General features: G+C 60.2%; 24 protein-coding genes. 7 read left to right on the top strand and 17 right to left on the bottom strand.

Going from position 1 to position 20,511, the window contains the following annotated elements; translation table 11 throughout:
- The first annotated feature begins 58 nt into the window (after positions 1-58).
- Complete coding sequence (locus SPH52_RS14960; RefSeq protein WP_411795833.1) at positions 59-451, top strand: GFA family protein; 393 nt, start codon at positions 59-61, stop codon at positions 449-451.
- Between the two features lie 91 nt (positions 452-542).
- Here the strand turns inward: SPH52_RS14960 and SPH52_RS14955 are convergent, their stop codons facing one another.
- The 11 genes from SPH52_RS14955 to SPH52_RS14905 form a co-directional block, all read right to left on the bottom strand.
- Positions 543-1,667 (bottom strand): AAA family ATPase, encoded by a 1,125-nt coding sequence (locus tag SPH52_RS14955; RefSeq protein WP_411795832.1) that lies wholly within the window; start codon positions 1,665-1,667, stop codon positions 543-545.
- Positions 1,668-1,730: 63 nt separating this feature from the next.
- On the bottom strand, positions 1,731-2,777 hold the full coding sequence (locus SPH52_RS14950) for an aliphatic amidase (RefSeq protein WP_411795831.1): 1,047 nt from the start codon (positions 2,775-2,777) through the stop codon (positions 1,731-1,733).
- A 74-nt stretch (positions 2,778-2,851) separates the two neighbouring features.
- Complete coding sequence (urtE, locus tag SPH52_RS14945; protein WP_411795830.1) at positions 2,852-3,547, bottom strand: urea ABC transporter ATP-binding subunit UrtE; 696 nt, start codon at positions 3,545-3,547, stop codon at positions 2,852-2,854.
- A complete protein-coding gene (urtD, locus tag SPH52_RS14940; protein ID WP_411795829.1) occupies positions 3,540-4,286 on the bottom strand; it encodes an urea ABC transporter ATP-binding protein UrtD in 747 nt (248 codons plus the stop codon). The genes urtE and urtD overlap by 8 nt, the downstream gene beginning before the upstream one ends.
- 1 nt (position 4,287) lies before the next feature.
- On the bottom strand, positions 4,288-5,418 hold the full coding sequence (gene urtC, locus SPH52_RS14935) for an urea ABC transporter permease subunit UrtC (RefSeq protein ID WP_411795828.1): 1,131 nt from the start codon (positions 5,416-5,418) through the stop codon (positions 4,288-4,290).
- Positions 5,419-5,429: 11 nt separating this feature from the next.
- Positions 5,430-6,299: an urea ABC transporter permease subunit UrtB gene (gene urtB / locus SPH52_RS14930; RefSeq protein ID WP_411795827.1), complete on the bottom strand. Its 870-nt coding sequence runs from the start codon at positions 6,297-6,299 to the stop codon at positions 5,430-5,432.
- A gap of 66 nt (positions 6,300-6,365) precedes the next feature.
- Positions 6,366-7,601 (bottom strand): transporter substrate-binding domain-containing protein, encoded by a 1,236-nt coding sequence (locus tag SPH52_RS14925; RefSeq protein WP_411795826.1) that lies wholly within the window; start codon positions 7,599-7,601, stop codon positions 6,366-6,368.
- A gap of 475 nt (positions 7,602-8,076) precedes the next feature.
- On the bottom strand, positions 8,077-8,748 hold the full coding sequence (locus SPH52_RS14920; RefSeq protein WP_411795825.1) for an ANTAR domain-containing response regulator: 672 nt from the start codon (positions 8,746-8,748) through the stop codon (positions 8,077-8,079).
- A gap of 12 nt (positions 8,749-8,760) precedes the next feature.
- Positions 8,761-9,933: a transporter substrate-binding domain-containing protein gene (locus tag SPH52_RS14915; RefSeq protein ID WP_411795824.1), complete on the bottom strand. Its 1,173-nt coding sequence runs from the start codon at positions 9,931-9,933 to the stop codon at positions 8,761-8,763.
- A gap of 328 nt (positions 9,934-10,261) precedes the next feature.
- Positions 10,262-10,795: a DUF2380 domain-containing protein gene (locus SPH52_RS14910; protein ID WP_411795823.1), complete on the bottom strand. Its 534-nt coding sequence runs from the start codon at positions 10,793-10,795 to the stop codon at positions 10,262-10,264.
- A 120-nt stretch (positions 10,796-10,915) separates the two neighbouring features.
- Entirely contained in the window at positions 10,916-11,824 is a 909-nt protein-coding gene (locus tag SPH52_RS14905) for a LysR family transcriptional regulator (RefSeq protein WP_411795822.1), read from the bottom strand.
- 105 nt (positions 11,825-11,929) lie between these two features.
- Between SPH52_RS14905 and SPH52_RS14900 the strand changes: the two genes are divergently transcribed.
- Entirely contained in the window at positions 11,930-12,757 is an 828-nt protein-coding gene (locus tag SPH52_RS14900) for an SDR family oxidoreductase (protein ID WP_411795821.1), read from the top strand.
- Positions 12,758-12,769: 12 nt separating this feature from the next.
- On the opposite strand, the gene SPH52_RS14895 is transcribed toward SPH52_RS14900, so the two are convergent.
- From SPH52_RS14895 to nfsA, 3 genes are read right to left on the bottom strand one after another with little or no spacing between them, the layout of a single operon-like run.
- Entirely contained in the window at positions 12,770-13,261 is a 492-nt protein-coding gene (locus tag SPH52_RS14895; protein WP_411795820.1) for a metallophosphoesterase family protein, read from the bottom strand.
- Positions 13,258-13,827 (bottom strand): nucleoside deaminase, encoded by a 570-nt coding sequence (locus SPH52_RS14890; protein WP_411795819.1) that lies wholly within the window; start codon positions 13,825-13,827, stop codon positions 13,258-13,260. Before SPH52_RS14890 ends, SPH52_RS14895 begins: the two co-directional genes overlap by 4 nt.
- A 27-nt stretch (positions 13,828-13,854) precedes the next feature.
- Positions 13,855-14,586 (bottom strand): oxygen-insensitive NADPH nitroreductase, encoded by a 732-nt coding sequence (gene nfsA / locus SPH52_RS14885; RefSeq protein WP_411795818.1) that lies wholly within the window; start codon positions 14,584-14,586, stop codon positions 13,855-13,857.
- Positions 14,587-14,833: 247 nt separating this feature from the next.
- Between nfsA and bfr the strand changes: the two genes are divergently transcribed.
- The gene (gene bfr / locus SPH52_RS14880; RefSeq protein ID WP_234269911.1) at positions 14,834-15,301 is read left to right on the top strand and encodes a bacterioferritin; all 468 of its coding nucleotides are present in this window, start codon (positions 14,834-14,836) and stop codon (positions 15,299-15,301) included.
- Positions 15,302-15,422: 121 nt separating this feature from the next.
- Positions 15,423-15,833 (top strand): VOC family protein, encoded by a 411-nt coding sequence (locus tag SPH52_RS14875; RefSeq protein WP_411795817.1) that lies wholly within the window; start codon positions 15,423-15,425, stop codon positions 15,831-15,833.
- A 48-nt stretch (positions 15,834-15,881) separates the two neighbouring features.
- Here SPH52_RS14875 and SPH52_RS14870 read toward each other — a convergent pair whose 3' ends face one another.
- A complete protein-coding gene (locus SPH52_RS14870; protein WP_411795816.1) occupies positions 15,882-17,027 on the bottom strand; it encodes a DUF1835 domain-containing protein in 1,146 nt (381 codons plus the stop codon).
- Positions 17,028-17,454: 427 nt separating this feature from the next.
- Between SPH52_RS14870 and SPH52_RS14865 the strand changes: the two genes are divergently transcribed.
- Positions 17,455-18,006 (top strand): phosphoribosyl-AMP cyclohydrolase, encoded by a 552-nt coding sequence (locus SPH52_RS14865; protein WP_411795815.1) that lies wholly within the window; start codon positions 17,455-17,457, stop codon positions 18,004-18,006.
- A gap of 55 nt (positions 18,007-18,061) precedes the next feature.
- Here the strand turns inward: SPH52_RS14865 and SPH52_RS14860 are convergent, their stop codons facing one another.
- Positions 18,062-19,087: an SDR family oxidoreductase gene (locus SPH52_RS14860; RefSeq protein ID WP_411795814.1), complete on the bottom strand. Its 1,026-nt coding sequence runs from the start codon at positions 19,085-19,087 to the stop codon at positions 18,062-18,064.
- Between the two features lie 183 nt (positions 19,088-19,270).
- On the opposite strand from SPH52_RS14860, the gene SPH52_RS14855 reads away from it, so the two are divergent.
- Positions 19,271-19,495, top strand: a complete 225-nt coding sequence (locus SPH52_RS14855; RefSeq protein WP_411795813.1) for a DUF3820 family protein — start codon at positions 19,271-19,273, stop codon at positions 19,493-19,495.
- 1 nt (position 19,496) lies between these two features.
- Complete coding sequence (locus tag SPH52_RS14850; RefSeq protein ID WP_411795812.1) at positions 19,497-20,156, top strand: HAD family hydrolase; 660 nt, start codon at positions 19,497-19,499, stop codon at positions 20,154-20,156.
- 9 nt (positions 20,157-20,165) lie between these two features.
- Here the strand turns inward: SPH52_RS14850 and SPH52_RS14845 are convergent, their stop codons facing one another.
- Positions 20,166-20,504, bottom strand: a complete 339-nt coding sequence (locus tag SPH52_RS14845; protein ID WP_411795811.1) for a hypothetical protein — start codon at positions 20,502-20,504, stop codon at positions 20,166-20,168.
- Positions 20,505-20,511 lie beyond the last annotated feature (7 nt).

Genomic DNA, 20,511 nt, shown 5'->3' with positions numbered 1-20,511 from the left:
GCTATTTTTCTAGTTCATCGGAATAGCCATTGGCGAGGCCGGACTGAGGAGGCGCAGCATGGACCGATTCACGGGCGGTTGCCTCTGCGGTAACGTTCGAATTGCGGCGTCGGGCCGGCCCTATCGGGTCGGCCTTTGCCACTGCTTGGATTGCCGCAAGCACCACGGAGCGCTTTTTTACGCCTCGGCTGTGTTCCCCGAGAATGCGGTGACGATCGAAGGCGAGACACGCGACTACAAGGGGCGTTTTTTCTGTCCCCTCTGCGGCTCTTCCGTTTTCGCACGCACCGGAGACGAGATCGAAGTGCACCTGGGCATACTGGATGAGCCCGACCAGCTGATGCCCACCTACGAGAGCTGGACCGTCCGTCGCGAGTCCTGGCTGCCGCCGTTCCCGCACATGAAGCGCTACGACTGTGACCGTGACGATATGGGGCGTGAGGAGGAGTAGCCCCACGCCACATCAGCCTGGTCACCGAACGAGAAGTACGAACCATCGTCCTTGAAGAGGGCAATTGAGCTTGGTGTCGAAGCGGTACCCGTTACCTAGTGCGCTCCACTTCGCTATGCCGAAACTTCACCGTTCCCGCCTCCAGAAACGCTTCCAACACCTGATGTTCAGTACCACGCTTCAAATCACTGAGAAGAAAGACCGCAAGCGGGGCCTCTACGTGCTGGCGTATCGCGCGGCGCAGCGAACGTGCACCGTACTTCCTGTCGAAGCCGGTCTTGCCGATATGCTGCTTGACGGCGTGGTCCAGCGTAAGTGTGACCCCGTGCTTCGCCAGACGGCGATTGACACGCTGAATTTCCATGTCGATCAGTGAATCGAGGATATCGCTGTTCAGCCAGTTGAAGACGGTTATCGTGTCGATTCGATTGACGAACTCCGGAGTGAAGCGGTGCAGCAACTCGTGCTCTGCAAGCTTCGCAAGGACCTTCTTGTCTCGCTGCGGTGATGTCGGCAGCAGCCGCTTCGGCCAACGGCTCTTGGCACGTTCATGAGCCTGGATGCGCTTGGCGCCCAGATTGCTGGTCATGAACACCAGCGAATTTCGGAAGCTATAGGTACGCTCTCCTGAGGCAACCGTCAGGCGTCCATTGTCGAATACGTTGAGCAGTGCCTGAACCACTTCATCCGAGGCCTTTTCCAGCTCATCGAAGAGCACGATGCCCGGTTTGCCAGAGGAGCCCTCGATCAGGCTCTGGTCGAACAGGGTGGTACCCTCCTTGCTACCCACGTAACCCGGCGGAGCACCGGTCAGGGCGGCAGCATAGTGCTCCTGTGCCAGAGTATTCATGTCTATGCGACAGAACGCATCGGCGTCGCCGTGCAGAGCTCGGGCCAGGGCACGGACCATCTCGGTCTTGCCTACGCCTGTCGGACCGAGAAACAAGGCTATATGCAGCGGGCGCCGAGGGTCGGCAATGTCCGCTCGTACGATACGTAGTGCCCGTTCGAGTGCCGCCAAGGCTTCGTCCTGTCCGAGTATCTCGCTGCGCACGGCCGCCATGATACCGTCTACGTCGAAGCGGTAACGACTTTCAATTGTCGCGGCACCCAGCGATTGCGCCGGTACGGCAGCACCCTCGTTTTCCGCCGCAAGGCGCTCATGCTCCAGCCGCTTGCGGCTGCTTTCATCCAGCATTTCATTGAGAAAAGGCATATCGCTCCCCCTGCATGGGTCCGGCCCGGCCTATCGGCCGGACCGGGTCAGTACAACGGCAGGTCAGCCGCCGCGTTCCTCTTCCTTGGCATCGTACGGTAGCGTTCCGACCGGAGCGCAGGCGACACCGACCTTGGAGCGGGTGAAACTCTCGACATGCTCGCGGGTTTTTTCTGCATCGTTCACCCAGTTGCGGTAGAACTCGAACGGGCAGTCCGCCACGCCCTTGTCTCCATCGCCTGCGGCGTGCAGAGCTGAGTAACCTCGATGCAGGATCTTGAACAGGTGATTCTGTGACTGGTCATTGGCGCGCGCATCGCGGATCGCACTGACAGAAAGTTGGGCGTATTGGATCCCGTTCTCCTCGGTGCCGCACTCGCCCAGAGTGCGCCCGTCGAAACCGATGATCGAGGAGTGGCCGAAGTAGCTGTAGATACCATCGAAGCCAGCGGCGTTGGCCACGGCCACATAGCAGTTGTTGGCCCAGGCCATGCATTTGGCCATGTTGATCTGCTGCTCCTTGGCGGGATACATGTAGCCCTGGCAGCGGACGATCAGCTCGGCACCACGCATGGCACAGTCGCGCCAGATCTCGGGGTAGTTGCCGTCATCGCAGATGATCAGACTGATCTTCATACCCTTGGGGCCTTCACTGACGAAGGTCTGATTGCCGGGGTACCAGCCTTCGATAGGGCACCAGGGGATGATCTTCCTGTAGGTCTGCACGATCTCGCCCTGGTTGTTCATGAGGATCAGGGTGTTGTAGGGATTGCGCTTGGGGTGATCCTCGTGGCGCTCGCCGGTGAGGGAGAATACCCCCCAGGTGTTGGCCTTGCGGCATGCGCGGGCGAAAATCTCGGTTTCTTCTCCCGGAATGGTGACAGCGGTCTCCATCATCTCATCGGGGTCGTACATGATCCCCTGCAGGCTGTACTCCGGGAAAATCACCAGGTCCATGCCCGGCAGGCCCTGTTTCATGCCAACAATAATGTCGGCAATCCTCTGGGCGTTTTCATGGACCTCCTGGCGAGTATGCAAGCGCGGCATCTTGTAGTTGACGACGGCCACGCCTACCGTATCGTTACTGCTCGAAATATCACCGTGTCTCATGATTCCACTCCTGTTGTTTTACGTCTCAAGATCGCCGCCTTTACGCAGCAAATACTGCTGACGCAAGGCCAGCCTTAGAACGCGAGGAACTCGTGAGCGACTTCGTCAGTGAGATCCTCGGCACTGCCCGCCACCGCTACCCGGCCTTTGTCGAGTACGATGAACTTGTCGGAAACCCGGCGTGCGAACGGGATGTTCTGCTCCACCAGCAAGACGGTTATTCCCATCTTCTTGTTGAGATGGACGATCACCTCCTCGATTTGCTGAACGATATTGGGCTGGATGCCTTCGGTGGGCTCGTCCAGCAACAGCACCTCAGGGCCAAGCGCCAGGGCGCGCGCAATGGCCAGTTGCTGCTGCTGTCCGCCGGACAGGTCACCACCGCGGCGGTTCATGAACTCCTTGAGAATGGGAAAGAGCTCCAGAACCCCTTCCGGCATCTCGCGCCGGCCATCTTCACGGCCGAAGGCGCCCATTAGAATGTTCTCCTTGACGGTGAAGCGGGGGATGATGGCTCGGCCCTGGGGGATGTAGCCGATCCGCCGGCGGGCGCGTTCCGGGGTGGGCAGCTCTCCGATGCTTTCTTCCTTGAACCGCAGTGACCCCTTGATGCCGTCCGTCAGCCCCATGATGCTCTTTAGCAACGTGGTCTTGCCGACACCGTTGCGGCCCAGGATGCTGACAAGCTCGCCTTTTTCCGCCTTGAAGTTGACACCTTGGAGTACCGGACTCTTGCCGTAGAACGAATAAAGGTCGTGTGCTTCAAGCATGATTGGCCACCTCATTACCCAGATAGGCTGCCCTGACCTTCGGATCGCTCTCTATCTCCTTGATCGAGCCTTGCGCCAGCATGGCTCCCAGCTCCATCACCGTTACCGTCTCGGCAATCTGTCGCACAAAGGTCATGTCGTGCTCGACCACGATCATGGTGTGATGCCCCTTCAGCGAGTTGAATATCTCACCGGTACGCCGGGTCTCCTGGATCGTCATGCCTGCCGTCGGCTCGTCCATGAGAATCAGCTTGGCCTCCTGAATAAGCAGCATGGCAATTTCGAGCCACTGGGTCTGACCGTGGGAGAGATTGCCCGCTTTGGTGTGGACGTGATCTTTCAGCTCCACCAGCTCCAGGATCTCCCTCAATCGGCCCCGAATGTGGGTGCGAAAGACGAAGCCCGATGCCAGGATGCCGGGGTTCTGGGAGCGTGCAATTTCCATGTTTTCCAACACCGTCAGCTCCTTGAAGACCGAGGGTGTCTGGAACTTTCGTCCGATTCCCAGGCGCGCCCGCCTGTGCTCACTCAAGCTGGTAATGTCGCGCCCTTCGAACAGGATCTGGCCCGAGGTGGCGGCGGTCTTGCCACAGATAAGATCCAGCGTGGTCGACTTACCCGCGCCGTTGGGGCCGAGCAGGCAGCGCAGCTCGCCTTGCGCCACGCACAGGTCGAGGTTATTGACAGCCTTCAAGCCACCGAAATGGACCGACAGGTTCTTGAGTTCCAAATGCGCCATGTCAGCGTCCTCCGTTGTCGATTCGCCGCGTACCCACACCGGTGGCCAGCCACCTGGCACGTGTGCCGCCTCTCTCCGAGCGAAGCGCCTTGCTGGTATGACGAACAGCGCTCTGCACCAGTCCGAACAGCCCCCGGGGAGCGACCAGAACCACGACGATGAAGAGTGCACCGATAAAGAAGGTCCAACCGTCGACGAACATGTCGGACAGCCTGCCCTCCAGCAGGTTGACGATGATCCCGCCCAAGGCGGCGGCCACTAGCGACTCCCGTCCGCCCACCGCGCACCAGATCACGATGGCCAGGCTGAAGGTGACACCCATGTAGGTAGGAGAGGCAAACTCGAGGACCAGGACGTAGAGCATGCCCGCCCAACCTGCAATCGCCGCGGAGGTGCAGAACGCTAGGGTTTCGTAGCGAGCGACGTCGTAGCCGAAGAAGCGCACCCGGCTTGCATCCTCACGAATGGCCTTGAGCACCAGACCCACCTTGCTGCGTACCAGGGCGAGCCCGATCGTCAAGGAAGTCATGAGGCAGACGGCCACCAGGTAGTAGAACTGGGTGCTGTAGTTGTCCACGCGCCAGCCGAACAGCTGCAGCGGCGCCAGTCCCGTCAGCCCGTTCTGGCCGCCGGTGTAGCGCTGCTCCTCGATAAATACCAGTTGGACCGCTACCAGGAACGCCAGCGTGATGATGGCGACGAACACGCCGGTGATCCGCCCGCGGAACATGAACACCGCCAGCAGCGCCGCCAGGGCGACAGGTATCGCGATACCGGCGATCAGGGTGACCGGCAGCGAATGGAACGGCTGCCAGAACCAGGGCAACGCCTCGACGTTGGTCCAGCCCATAAAGTCCGGCAGGCTGCCGGGCATGTGGGCACTGGCCTGCAACTTCAGGTGCATCGCCATGATGTAGGCGCCCAGGGAGAACGGCACGGCCTGGCCGAGATTGAGGATACCCGCATAGCCCCAGGACAGCGCCAATGCCATCGCCACCATGCCCAGGGCAAGGTAACGCGCGTAGGTGTTGAGGGCGAAGCCGTCGAAGCTCACGACCCAGGGGATGACGACGAACAGCAGTATCGCGAACAAGGCGTAGCCGATGCAGTCAGTCTTGAAGGTTCTGTTCATGGTGAGACTCCTCAGCGGCGTACCTTGTCCGGGAACAGGCCCATGGGCTTGAACCGAATCAGGAAGATGATGGCGAGCAAGACCGCGATACGCCCGAGGGTGTCGTTCAACAACATCGAGAACATGGCCGTTGCCTCACCCACCAGGCCGGCAGCGGCAACGGTGCCAAGCAGGCTGCCGACACCACCGACGATCACCACCAGGAAGGCGTCGACGACGAGGTAGGTACCCATGGTGGGAGTGACGCTGACGAGGGGCGTGATCAGCGCGCCAGCCATGCCGGCAAGACCCGCACCGTAGGCGAACGCCAGGGCATAGACCCGGTCCGCACGGATGCCGTAGCACTCCGAGATCTCCTTGTTCTGGATCACCGCCCGGAGCTTGGTGCCGAACTCGCTGCGCTTGAGTAGAAACCAGGTGGCGCCAACCACCGACAAAGAGAAGAAGATCAGGAAAATTCGGTAGTTGGACATCACCACACCACCCAGGACGAGGTTTCCGTCCAGAATGGAAGGACCTGCCACATAGCGCGATTCGGGTCCGATAACGCTACGGACCACCTGCTGCAGGAGAATCGCTACACCCCAGGTCGCCAGGATCGTGTCCAGGGGGCGGTGATAGAGCCAGCGAACGACGCCCCGCTCCACCAGTAGCCCCACCATGGCGACCATCAGGAACACAAGTGGCAACGCTACAAGGATGCCCAGCCCCAGGTAGGTCTGCAGCAGCCAGGCACTGTAGGCACCGAGCATGACGAACTCACCATGCGCCAGGTTGATCACACCCATGGCGCCGTAGATGATGGCCAGGCCGAGAGCCACCATGAGCAGGATCGATGCCATGCTGAGCCCGGCGAAGGCTTGATTTAGGAAAGCATCCATTGAGACACCTCAGATTCAGCTGGTGCGCCCGGCAGCCGTCCAATGCGCGGGCGCACCGTTGTTTTTTCACGACGTGACGAGGCCTTCGCCGGTGCACTGCTGCCCTTCGTAGGCCCAGTAGGGCTCCGGGGCGATGCGCTCCTGCGGCTCCAGGACGACTTTTGCCTGACCGCTACGATCCCACTGGGCAACCTTGGGCCAGAGGTGGGTATGCAGGTTTTCATCGATGAGGATTTCGCCTTGCGGTGCCATGAAGGTTTGCCCCACCGCGGCAGCTCGGATGTTGGTCGGTGTGATGTCGCTGGGAGCCAGCTGCTCGACCGCTGCCTTGAACTGATAAATCTGAAAGTAGGCCGCCTCGCTGACGAAATGAGTGACCTGATCCGATCCGTATTTACGCTGATAGGCTTCGACGAAGCGGGCGTTCTCCGGAGAGGCATGAGCCATGAAATAAGGTGCGGAGCTGAAGTGCCCCGCAGCGGCCGCCCCGCCCATCGCCTTGACCTCGACTTCGGAGCGGGTAAGGCTGGCCACAGGGAGCTGCTCCGGGTCGAAGCCGGCCGCATGGAACTGCCGCTGGAAGGCCACGTCAGAATCGCCCACCAAGGTGCAGAAGATGACGTCCGGGTTGGTCTGGCGGATTCGGTTGATGACCGAACTGAAGTCGGAGTGGCCCATGGGAACGTACTCTTCATGTACAGGCCCACCACCAACTTGCTCCAGGATCATCTTGCAGACATTGTTCTCTTCCCTGGGGTAGACGTAGTTATTGCCGATCAAATAGAAGCGCCCACCGAAGTTTTCTACAAGCCAGGGTACGAACTCCTGTTGCTGCTGGTTGGGTACCGCACCGCCGTACATGACGTTACGTGAACACTCGCGCCCCTCGTACAGGGTGGGGTACCAGTAGAGATTGTCCCTGCCTTCCACCACAGGCAGTACCGCCTGGCGACTCGCTGATGTATAGGAGCCAAATACGCTAACGCAGTTGTCACGCAATACCAGTCGACGAGCACGATCCGCATAAGTCGCTGGGTCCGATGCAGGATCTTCAATGTAAGGACGCAGGCGCATGCCATGTATGCCGCCGTTGTCATTGATCTCCTCGATCGCCAGCAGTGCGGCGTCGTGCAACGTACGCTCCACGACTGCCACGGCGCCAGTGAGCGAAAAGAGAATCCCGACCGGGATTTCACCATTCGCTGCCCAGGCCGCTTTTCGCTGTGTCCAAATTCCCGGGAAGCCGACCACGCCGGCGGCTCCCGCCACCGCCACGCCCTTCAAGAAATCACGCCTTTTCATTTGTTGTTTCTCCTTCTGTGCCCGCTGTACCAGCAAGGGGCTTTTTTATTTTTGGAAAACAAAAAAGCCCCTCAGCTGCGACTGGTCATCGCGAACCAAGGGGCTTCTCTGCCTGTTGTAGACCCTGTGACATTGTCGGCACCGGGACTTACTTCACTCTAAGAACAAAAATACCACTCTTGCAAGCATTATTTTTTAACTTGCAACACCAAACAAAAGCATTTGACGCAACGTATCATCCCACCAAATAAAGCAGGCATTTTTTCCATATCCAACAGGCAACACCAAATCAATCCTCTGAACTCAGCCACCTTGCTGAAGATCATCAAACGGCACCATTGCCGCCCGCTCGAAGCGAGACGATTCGCGATCGAGCAGAACGTCAGCAAGCGCGATACAGAAGCGCGGATACCTGTTAATCAGACGTACAATTCGATGCATTTTCTCGACATAAGCTCTCCTCGCCGAGGTCGGTCTACGAATCTACTTCGTCATAGCCTGTAGCTTTATTAATATTCTCATTACTTTCATAGATAATTTTTTTTGTACTTATATTTCCGAGTATGCCATCAGCGTTGATGATCGCCTGGGCAATTTCGGCGGTAGTGGTTCGCTTGGCCATTGCCTGCGACCGTATGACCTTGTATGCCTCCTCTTCCGTTATCTGGTGCAGTCGCATGAGAATGAACTTGGCCTGGCTGACCTTCTGAATGTTCTGCACCTTGTCCTTCAACTGCGCTATCTGCCTATCTACCGCCCGAAACTCCTGCCAGATCCGTCGAGCCATGACGATGCTGCTCAATACCCCGTAGGGGCGCAGGGGCTTGGTCACCACGGCATCGACCTTGAGATCGAGCAGGTTCTGCAACACCGAAGGGTTCTCGTAGCCGGCCACCCCGATGAGCGTTGGGCGATCCAGGGTTTCAGCCCCGAACAGGCTGTCGAGCCCTTTCGGCGTAGTTTCCTTGACCTCAACAAACACCACGTCCACGCCCACCGGCAAGCGGCCTGGCAGCGGCCAGCTTGCCTCGGCCCTGCAACCGATGCGCCTGATCTGCTGCAGCAGCTCTTCGGCGTGGGTGTCCTGAGGATGCAGCACCAGCACCCTCAGGGCACGCACGTCTCTGATGATGTTGCTCGTTGCCATCCAGTCTCCCGGTCAGTTACTCAAGCCCTGCTTCAGTGGTGTAAGCCTGAAGTTCCAGTCGTTGAGCGCCGGCACCACCAGGTAGGGGTCAGGCTTGATCGGACGCCTGACCTCCAGCTCGACGACAAACTCCCCTTGCTCATCCAGCTTCGCGATGCGCGAATGCAGGTAGGTATGGTTGTTGTCAGGATCGATCTTCACTCGTCCCTGCGGAGCATCGAATTCGGCGCCGCGCAGGGCTTCACGCAGGTGGTCGGTATCCATGCATCCGGTGAGGCGCAAAGCATTGGCGAACAGGTGAACCTGGAAGTAGGCCGCTTCGCAGCAGCTGGTCACCGTATCTACGGTGCCGAACCGCTTGTAGTAGCGCTCGAGAAACTGACTGTTGGCCGCCGATTTGATGTTGTGAAAATAGGGCGCGGCGGTGATGTGGCCGGCCGCTGCCTCTGCCCCCATCTCCGCCACCTCAGCCTCGTTGGTGGTAAGGCTTGCGATGGGAGCCCGCCTGTCCCCATTGGTCGCTTTCAGGTAAGCCCGATAGAAGTTCACGGTACCGGTGCCGACCACAGTGGAAAAGATGGCGTCGGGTGCCAGGGCCTCGATCTCTTCCAACACATCGGCAAAATCCTCGGCTCCGGCTTCCAGCGAGACATAACGCTCGCCCACGACCTCGCCGCCCCCCTGACGCAGGATATTGCGCATGACGCGATTGGACTCGCGGGGGTAGATGTAATCCGAGCCGACAAAATAGAACCGGTTCCCGTAGTTTTCCAGCAGGTAGCTGGCTAGGGGAACGCTGTTCTGATTGGGTACGGCGCCGCTGTAGATGACGTTGGCTGAGTACTCGAACCCCTCATATAGGGTGGGGTAGAAGAAAAGTGCATTGCGCCGCTCGATTATGGGCAGCACCTCTTTGCGCGTAGAAGACATATAACAGCCGAAAATGACGTTGACGCCATCCTCAGCAAGAAGACGCTCTGCCAGCTCTCCATAGCGACTCACCACCGAAGCGGGGTCGTAGCAGATCGGCTCGATCGGACGCCCGAGGACTCCCCCGGCTTCATTGATCTCCTCTATCGCCAGCAGGGCCCCGTTGAACTGGGAATTCTCTATGACGGAAGTCACACCCGTTCGAGAGAACAAGATACCCACGACCCATGCATCGGCGGAACGCAATCGTCCCATGAAAAAACGCCTCCAAAAAAAAAGCCCCCCGCCTCCGGCTCAGCAAGTGAGCCGCCAGTCAGGGAGCCTCTATGGTCCTGTAATCGAGGACTCGACAGTGAGTCCAATGGGATTCGACTAACTCGTCTTTACCCATTGCATTCAGATTTAGCCCAGACTCGGAGACATGTCAACAGATGTCTGACGCTTTCAACAGGTCGATGAAAGCGCGCAATGCCTAGGGAGCGTTCAGTGACACCTTCTGCCTCGAACCACAGCCTGTCGTCGCCCGTCAGCCGCACGCAGGCGAGCGGGCTCATTACCTTTCCAAGGCTATGCTGCCTTAGTATCAGCGCAGTGGAATGCAGCTCTCCTCGATGTGACGCAAGGTGTACTGTGCCATGCGTTGCCATGCTTCATCGGTATCGCCCCGATAAGACAAGAGTTGCTCGCAGGCAAACTTGTTGTTGTCGTTCAGATCCAATACAGCCAGCCTTACCCTTCCAATCAGCGTGCTCACTTTGTGAACCTCGCCGACAAGGAGATATCGAGCACCAGCGGCTTTGGCCTGGCTTGTTAGAACGGCCAGGCCGGGGGTCCGGTGCGTACAGCGTTCCACCTCGCAGGTCAGGCCGACAAGCGTGATCTCCCGGTTACCGGCAAGGCCGCCGTGCAACGTCGCATTGAGCGATCTCAGTCTCGCGGCGTGCTCGGCGCTTTGATCCTGGTCTTCGCCCGATGTGTCTTGGAAATCGAATTGGGCCAAGGCCAGGGTCGGTTTTGCGGTATCGGCAAAAATCGTCGATGGTATTGCCATCGTGCTTGCCAGAAACAGGAAAGACATTCCGCGCGCAATCCGGCGATATAGGTCTTGTGGCGTCATGGCGCCTCCCTGGTGGAGCCTGTGCAAGACGCGCCAAGCCCATGCGATGGTTCGTTCAGGCTTAGTGCATGATCGGCTTTACGGCCATCATTTGCCGTCCTGAGCCATACGCATGCCCGCCTAGACATCTGACACCTTCAGCAGATCGATGAAGGCACGTAGTGCCGCAGGCACGTGGCGATGGCCGGGGTAGTAGAGCATCAAGCCGGGGTATGGCGGGCTCCAGGCTTCGAGCAGCGCCACGAGCTGCCCCGAGGCGAGGCGCTCGCTGGCCACAATTTCGGGAACGTAGGCTATGCCGAGGCCGTCGGCTGCCGCTTCGACCATGAGCTCGTTATCGTCTAGCGTCAGCGTGCCGGGAACGTCGATGGCGATCTCCTGCCCTCGCCGCTCGAACTCCCAGCGGTAGCGCTTGCCGCTGGGCAAACGCTGACGTATGCAGCGGTGCTTGTGCAGGTCGTCGGGAACGCTTGGCGTGCCGAAGCGGTGCAGGTAATCCGGTGAAGCCACCGCCAGGAAGCGCATGGCACCGCCCAGCTTCACCGCAATCATGTCCTGGGGGACCGCCTCGCCAAGCCGTACCCCGGCGTCGAAGCCCTGTTCGACGATGTCGACGAGCCGCCCTTCGCTGACGATATCGAGCTCCACCGCCGGGTAGCGGCGCAGGTAATCCGGCACGACATGGGCAAGCAGCAGCCGGGCCGCCGCTCTGCTGGCGTTGATGCGCAGCATGCCGCCGGGTTCGCCACGGTCGTCGGCGAGGGTATCTAGCGTGGCGTTCAGTTCACTCAAGGTGGGCGTGATACGCGCCAGGAACCGACTGCCGGCATCGGTCAGGGAAACGCTGCGGGTGGTGCGGTGCAGTAGCCGCACACCGAGCTGCTCTTCCAGATGCCGCATGCGGTGGCTCAGCGCCGAGCGTGAGACACCGATGACGTCGGCGGCGCGTCGAAAGCTGCGTTCGGCAGCCACCACCGCAAAGGCTTCCAGGTCGACCAGAGTTGGCTTGGTTATGCTTGGCTTGCTCATTGGTGAATTTCTCTCACGAGTTCATACAACAGTAGCCTACTTCTGCGTTCCAATCGGAAGCGCGACCATGGTTTCGTCAATCCATCCGAAGGAAGGAACGAAACGATGAGCAAGACATGGTTGATTACCGGAGCCTCTTCAGGCCTCGGCCGTCTGATGTCGGAGCGCCTGCTGGCGCGTGGCGATCGCGTGGTTGCCACGCTGCGCCGGGAAGGCGTGCTCGACGAACTGCAGCAGGCCCATGGCGAGCGCCTGCTGGTGCTGAAACTCGATCTTACCGATGTGGCCGGGATCCGCGAGGTCACCCGCCAGGCCTTCGAGCGCATGGGAAGGATCGATGTGGTGGTATCCAATGCCGGCTATGGGCTCTTCGGTGCCGCCGAAGAGTGCAGCGATGAACAGATCGATCACCAGATCGCCACCAACCTCACCGGCTCGATTCAACTGATTCGCGCGGTGCTGCCCTACCTGCGCGACCAGGGCGGCGGGCGCATCGTGCAGGTCTCCTCCGAAGGCGGCCAGAAGGCCTACCCCAACTTCTCGCTCTACCACGCCACCAAGTGGGGCATCGAGGGCTTCGTCGAATCGACGGCGCAGGACGTGGCGCCGTTCGGGATCGACTTCATCATTGTCGAACCGGGCCCCACCGCGACCGATTTCGCCACAGGGCTCGTGTACGGCACGCCGATGGCGGTCTACGACGCCACGCCGGCGGGCGATGTCAGGCGCGCCGTGGCAGAGGGCAGCTTCGAGATAAAGGGCGATGCCGAAAGAACAGTAGAGGCCATGATCGCTGCCGCCGACGCGGCGCAACCACCCATGCGGCTGGCACTCGGCAGTTCAGCGTATACGGGCATCAAGCAGGCGCTGGAAGCGCGGCTTCAGATGCTTGAGGCGCAGCGAGACGTGGCCTTTGCGGCCGATGCCGACTGACTTAGCTCGGAGTTACAGCGGCAAGTGCAGGATGGCGCCCCGCAAGCCGCGCTCGTCGGCCCACAGCTTGCCCAGGGTGATGGGCAGGCGAAAGCGGCGCTTGCCGGCGGCACCGGGATTGAACAGCAGCCGGTCATCCTGCCACTCGTTGCGCGGCTTGTGGGAGTGGCCGTGGAGTACCGCGTCGCAGGGCGTGGCCGGATCGAAAGCCTGCAGGATATGTACGAGGTGCAGGTGCCAGCCGTTGACGGTGAGATCCAGCGTCAGCGGCAACGCCTCGGCCCAAGGGGCGGTGTCGATATTGCCGCGTACCGCCACCACCGGTGCCAGCTCCGCCAGCCTCTTGAGGATGGCGGCATCCTCGTCCCGGCTGCCCACGTCGCCCAGGTGCAGGATAAGCTCGCAGCCCTCCACCATCGTCAGCGCCTCGGGACGCAGCAGCCCGTGGGTATCGCTGATGACACCGATCGGCAGTTCGGTAGTAATTGAAACCCCATGGTTCACCGCGTGGCTCTCACACCCATCCAGTCTTCGAGGTCCAGCTCGGGCCGTTCGGCACGGAAGCGAGCGTAGAGCTCGATACCGTAAGAGTCTTCCAGAATGTCCACCTGGACGCCCTTGTCGCGCAGCAGAGGTTCTGTCCCGGAGGCATTGGTGACATCTCCCACCACTACGCGGGCGAAGCCCCGCATGTGCAGCAGGGTTGCGCAGATCTCGCAGGGGCTCAGGGAGGTAAAGAGCGTGGCCTGGCTGAAGTCGAGGCGGCCGGCATCGCGAATGGCTGAGGTCTCGCCGTGGTTGTAGGGGTGATTCTCCTGCACCAGGGTGTTATGTCCCTTGCCGAGGATGCGACGCGTGGCGTTATCGACGATTACTGCGCCGATGGGGCAGCCGCCCTCGTCATGGCTCTTCTGTGCCAGCAGCACCGCGATCCGCATGAAGTCGGCATCGGCCAAGCGCTGGGTGAAGGCATCATCCACCAGCACCGGCAAACTGGCGGTGGGCATGTGCGCGATGGCGGCCAGGGCTGCCTCCGTCACCTCCGATTGCGAGTTCAGTAGCGTTTCCATGGTGCCTCCGCTTGAGTTTGGTGTGCGTCACTTCATCTCGAAGCCGCGCTCGACCAGAAAGTCGCGCATATGGGCTCGCAGCTTGCTGTCGAACAGCGGGGTCAGGTTCCGCGACCAGTTGCTGTCCTTGTTGCCGCCCTTACGCTCGCTGTAATAGGCCTGCATGGCTTCGTCGAAGGCCGCCACCTGTTCGCTGTCGTCGGTGTAGTAGTCCTCCTTGAGGATAGCTTCCACCGGCAGGCGCGGTTTGACGTCCGGATCGGCGGCCGGGTAGCCGAGACACATGCCGAACACCGGATAGACATGCTCCGGCAAGCGCAACAGGTCGCTGATGGTCTGAGGATTGTTGCGTACGCCGCCGATATAACAGATGCCGAGCCCTTCGGATTCGGCGGCAATGGCCACATTCTGCGCCATCAGCGCGGTATCGACGCTGGCCACCAGCAGTTGCTCGGTCATGCCACGCACGACGTTGGCACCGGTACGCTCGGAGGCCTCGGTGGGTCGCTTCATGTCGGCGCAGAAGACCAGGAAGTCGGAGGCGGTGACGACATACGACTGGCCCCCTGCCAGCTCGGCAATCATCTCGCGGTTGGCCGGGTTCTGCACGTGAATGACGGTGTAGGCCTGGACGTGGCTGGAGGTCGCCGCAGCCTGGCCGGCACGAATCAGTTCGAGCAGCAGTTCGTGCGGAATCTTGCGGTCGGTGAATTTGCGAATCGAGCGGTGGGATTTCAGCAGTTCGATGGTGGGATTCATGTCGCCTCGCGTATATTCCTGACAATCGTTACTCTGCTTAGTATCTTTCATCCTCCATCGCATTGCATCGCCTGTCCTGAGATGGTCAATCCTGGCCACACCTGGCCGTCGTGACCGCTTTGGGAATCAAATGCGAATCGCACGCGAATTCAATATCAACCATATGAATTTAAAGGAAAATTGACCTAGCCAATGATTCACCCTAGGATGAGTCAATCTACCCGTTAGCGCTAATACAGGGAACCGCATGAAAGGCAACCAAGAGATCATCGACGCCCTGAACGGCCTGCTGGCAGCAGAGCTCGCCGCCATGGATCAGTACTTCCTCCACTCGGAGATGTACGCCGACTGGGGCCTCACCAAGCTCTACGAACGCATCGCCCACGAGTTCGACGACGAGAAGGGCCATGCCAAGCAGCTGATCGAGCGCATCCTGTTCCTGGAAGGCAAGCCCGACATTCATACCCGAACCCCGGTGCGTATCGGCAGCGACGTGGAAGAGATGATCGCCAACGATCTGCAGCTCGAATACGAAGTGGGCGACGCACTCAAGGAAGCCATGGCCCTGTGCGAGCGGGAGCGCGACTTCCAGACCCGCGACGTACTCCTCGGGCTGCTGGCCGATACCGAAGAGGATCATGCCCACTGGCTGGAGCAACAGCTGCGGCTGATCAAGATGCTGGGCAAGCCGAACTACCTGCTCTCGCAGATGTAATTTCACCGATGTAATCCATGCCAAGGCGCCCGAGGGCGCCTTTCTCATATTGGCTGTCGAAATCGCCCCGCTCCATCCGATACTGAGGAGTACCCCTTCCTCAATCCGATGGAGCTTTGCCATGTCGCGCATGATCTTCGTGAATTTGCCCGTTGCCGATCTCGAGAAGTCGATGGCGTTCTACGAGGCGCTCGGCTTTACCAACAACCCACACTTCACCGACGAGACGGCGGCTTGCATGGTGCTGAGCGAAACGATCCACGTGATGCTGCTCACTCACGCCAAGTGGCGAACCTTCACCGACCGCCCGATTCCGCCAACCAATTCTAGCGAGGTGATGCTGGCTCTCTCCTGCGAGAACCGCGCAGCGGTAGATGTCATGAACGAGGCGGCCGGCGCCAATGGCGGCACCGCCGACGTCAACCCGCGTCAGGACCACGGCTTCATGTACAGCTGCGCACTGGCCGACCCCGACGGCCATGTGTGGGAGTCATTCTGGATGGACCCGGCGGCCATTCCATCGAACGATTGATCCGACGTTTCACTGCTCTCCGTACCGTTACTGCGGCGTCCAGATACGTCACCCTTCGAGCACGTCCCGCCCCCACTTCGTAAGGGCGAGCTGGCGGTGGGGCCACTCCCGGTGGATATCGCTGATGGCTAGAAGCGGCTCTGGTTCGGCAATCAACGACTGGAGAAGCCACCAGAACATCAGGTCGCCCAGGTAAGGCAGCGGCTCGTATTCACGCATCAGATAGGAGAATGCCTTGCCCACCGTTAGCGGGCCATGGTCGCGTACGATTTTGAGCGTCAGCCGTTCCGTCAGGCCAAGGCCGGTATCTGGAGCTGGCGATTCCTGCAGGTGCCGGGCCAGCGCGCGGCCCATCATCGGCAGGGCCGGCGTGCCGGCGGCGGCCAGTGCCTGTAGCGCTTCGGGACTTTCGGCCGTGAGTGCCCGCCAGGCCCGGGTGCCCAGCTCGAGCAGCGATGCCTCGACGGGGCGTCGCTGCCGCCATAGCCAGGCTAGTAGATCCGGTGCAAGCTGGCCGATGCCGATGAAGCGCTCCACACCCGGTATCGACTCTACCGCCACCAGCTCGACCCGGGCCTCGGGCGGGCTCTGACGTAGCCGGTGAAGCAGGTAGGCAAGGATCAGTTGGTCGTAGCTGTCGTGTTCGAACCACAGCACGATGCGTTCATAGCGTGAGAGGTCGTCCAGCGCTTCGTAACCCTTGCGCAGCCGGGCCAGGACGTCGCGCTCGGCCATGCCGGAGATTTCCGTCAAGTAGCGTGCACGCAGATGCATCAGCTCCTCAGGTGATAGGTCGCGCAGTGGGCCGATGCAGAACGGATCGGAGAATTCGAGGAAGTCGCCCTCGAAACCGGCGGTGCGCAGGGTATGCTCGATATCCGAACCGCAGCGAATGTGCAGCGTGGCCATGTCGCGGTCGCCATGCTCGTTCAATAGCCGTCGCGAAACATCGAGCGACTCGATATGCGACTTGAGCTTCGGCCAACTGGGAAAACCGCATTCGCGGGCGATGACGCACTGGGCATCGCTTAGCTTCAGCGGCGCCTCGCGCGGTGGGATGTGCTGAATGATCCGTGCCAGGGCGGTAGGCTCATCGCCACGGGCGGCCTTGAGCAGTTCCTTGGCGCGCTTGCGCTGCTGTTCGAGATTGAAGCGGCCGTGTGACGTGGCGTCACGCCGGGGGAGCGTGGACATACGATTCCCTCCATGCGCCTGTGTCCGCCGGGCAGGCCGGGAGTCGTATGGAATCAGCGATATGAAGCGATGGGCGCAGCCCTTTCCGCGGACGTGGACGCCTTGCGACGCTACTCTTAGCCTCGCGCGGATCAAGGGTATGTGTCAATCGCAGACCCATTTCTGAATCAACCGATACCTATCCTTTTTCCGCATCAATGGGCGGCCGAGCTGTGGCAGAGTGACGCATCAGGGCATATATAGATGGACTAATGCAGGACAGAACCTACGATGGTCATCGCAGCGTCGGTACAAATAAACACGTGCTGACTTCAAAGCTTAGCCTCATTTCATATATCTCATTCAGCTCTTGTGCTTGGATGTTTCGGCCTACACTCGAAGAAAAATTAGATATTAAAACCCTGACTATTCTCAATGGAGAGTGAAAATGCATGCGAGAAATTTACTGTCAGCGCTGGTAATTTCAGGTCTTGTATTTGCTGGCTCTGGCCAGGTAATGGCAGGTCAAGACGGGCAGATTACCGAAGAGGATGTCATCCATGCCCAGCAGGTCTGGGGCGAGGCCATCGTCGCTATCGGCGAGGCGTATACCTCGCAGGAGGACTACGAAGCGTTGGCCGAAGAGGTCATCGACAGACTGTACGGCTATGACGAAGGATCCGTTCTGTTCAAGCCAACCAAGGCAGCAGAGGAGCAGTTCCGTTCGAGCAAGGAGGAAGCTCTCTCCTATTTCGTGACCGGAAGCGTACCGGAGGATCATGGCTTCGCCATTCAGCCTTGGAGCGATGTCCGCTTCGAGAACGATGGCATCATCCTCGATGAAGACTCTGCCCTTGCCATGGGCAACTACTACTTCACCGACGCCAACTCAGGCGACGAAGTCAAAGTTGAATTCACCTTCGGGTATTTCCAGGACGAGGACGGCGACCTTCGCATCCGCCTCCACCACTCGTCGCTGCCCTACCAACCGCAGCACTGAGCCGACCCGGACCAGGCCCCGCCTCGGGGCCTGGTAACCACCTGCCACGATTACGCTATGCACCACCCGTGGCGGCATAGTCCTGCCCTGTGGCAAAGCTGGACTCCTGCGAGGCGAGCAGAACAAACACTCCGGCGATCTCCACCGGCTGCCCCGGACGGCCCATCAGGGAGTCCTCGCCGAAGGTGGCGACTTCCTCTTGAGGTTGGCCACCGCTGGGCTGCAGCGGGGTCCAGAACGGGCCGGGCGAGATCGAATTGACACGAATGCCACGGTCGGCGACCTGTTTGGACAGCGTCTTGGAGAAGTTGACGATGGCCGCCTTGGTCATGTTGTACTCAAGCAGGATCTTGGGCGGATCTTCGGCCACCATAGAGGCGACGTTGATGATCGAAGCCCCTTCCTCGAGATGCGGCAGGGCCGCCTTGGTGATCCAGAACATCGCATACAGGTTGGTCTTCATGGTGTCGTCGAATATCTCGGTGCTGACGTCCATGATCGTCTCCGCCCACTGCTGCCGCGCGGCGTTGTTGACCAGGATGTCGAGCCCGCCGAGCTGCTCCACCGCGGTTTCCACCAGCTCTTGGCAGAACGCCTCGTCACGAATGTCGCCGGGAATGGCCACCGCGGTGCGCCCTTCCGCCTCGATCAGTTCGATCACCTCGCGGGCGTCCGGCTCCTCCACCTCCAGATAATTGATGGCCACGTCGGCTCCCTCGCGGGCGTAGGCGATGGCCGCTGCTCGGCCGATGCCGGAATCGCCACCGGTAATCAGCGCCTTGCGCCCCGTGAGCCGGCCGCTGCCGCGGTAACTCTCTTCGCCATGGTCAGGCCGCGGTTCCATTTCGCCTGCCAAGCCCGGCCACTCCTGGGGCTGCTCGGGAAACGGCGGCTTGGGAAATTGCTCCCGCGGGTCCTGCTGCTGCGTGAGGGGGCTGTCTGCGGGGCTGCCCTGGGCCGATGCCTGGTTGCCGCCGTTCTGCTGAGCAAAGGCGGGGGCAGCGACAGCGGCGGCCATACCGCTGGCCAAGCCGCCGACGAATTTGCGACGTGCCGGGTCGTGAGAGCGATCGGATTCCATGCCTGCACCTCCCTTCCATCGGTCATTGAGGAGTGGGTTCTCTTGGACCCTAGTACGCACCCGCAGCAATACAATGCGCAACCTGTAACCATGTGTTTCGTAGAGCAAACGTGGCGACAGCTTGCCTCTGTGCAGGTTTTACTGGTTGGATACATCCTGGCGAACCGATGAAGGAGAGAGCGAGTGAAGCCCGAGGATCTGGAAAAGCTGGTCACCCGCAGGATGCCGTTCGGCAAGTACGAAGGCTGGTTGATCGCCGACCTGCCGGGCCCCTACCTCAACTGGTTTGCCCGGGAGGGTTTTCCCTCAGGCGAGATCGGCGAGCTGCTTCATTTGATGTTCGAGATCGACCATAACGGCCTTGGTGAGCTACTCGAACCGCTTCGGCCGCAACGGGAGCATCCCTGACATGCCAATTCGAGCCCTGCTCTTCGATCATGACGGTACCCTGGTCGACTCCGAGCCCGTTCATTTCCACATGTGGGAACGCATCCTCGCGGATCATGGCGTGACGCTGCTCGAGGAAACCTACATAGCCCAATACGCAGGTAAGCCAACCACGGACAATGCCAAGGACATGGTGGAACGCTTTCACCTGGAACGTCCTCATCAGGAACTGGCGGCAAAGAAGAGCCTCGTGACACAACGGCGACTCGATACCGAGGCATTTCCACTCCGCCCCGCAGTGAAAGAGGTCATCGATTTCTGCCATGCACAAGGATTGATGCTGGGGGTCGTAACTGGCGCGGGTCGTAATGGCGTGGAAGCCACTCTTCGGCACAATGGATTGCACAGGCATTTTGCCACCGTCGTGTCTGGGGATGATGTCACTGCAAGCAAGCCGGCGCCAGATGTCTATCTTCTCGCCCTCGAGCGACTGGGCATCGCTGCGTCGGAATGCTTTGCCATCGAGGACACGGAACATGGCGTAAGCGCAGCGACGGCGGCGGGCATAAGCTGCATCGCCATTCCCAACAGGATGACGCGTCAGCATGACTTCAGTGCGGCTACAACCGTCCTGGAAAACTTCGATGAACTCTTCACATGGCTGGAAACGGCTCAGGGGTGATTGCCACCCTTACCGTTCGACCAACGCACGCCGGAACTCCTCGCGATACGCCTCGGCATGCCGGGCCGGGTCGGTGGAAAAACGGCCCAATGCCACTGCCAGTTCGAAGAAGCCTGGTGCCGGCAGATCGCCTCGCCGGCTTACCACCAGTGCGGCGATGAAGGGGCGGCCCTGCTCGGCATCATCGCGCATCAGCGTTTCGAGTGCCTGGGCCACGCGCTGGATGGTGCGCGGTGGGGTGAGCCCCAGAGCGTGGGCAAGCTGCTGGTAGGTCATCGGCAGCGAGGTCGCCGGGGCGGCTTCGAGCAGATGTCGGGCCTGGGTAGGCAAACTGGCTTCGTGTGTCATGACAGAT

This window comes from Halomonas sp. A29, assembly GCF_046723295.1.
GTDB lineage: Bacteria > Pseudomonadota > Gammaproteobacteria > Pseudomonadales > Halomonadaceae > Halomonas.
Note: the sequence above shows the minus strand (reverse complement) of the source record. Positions and strands in the feature narration are given on the sequence as shown.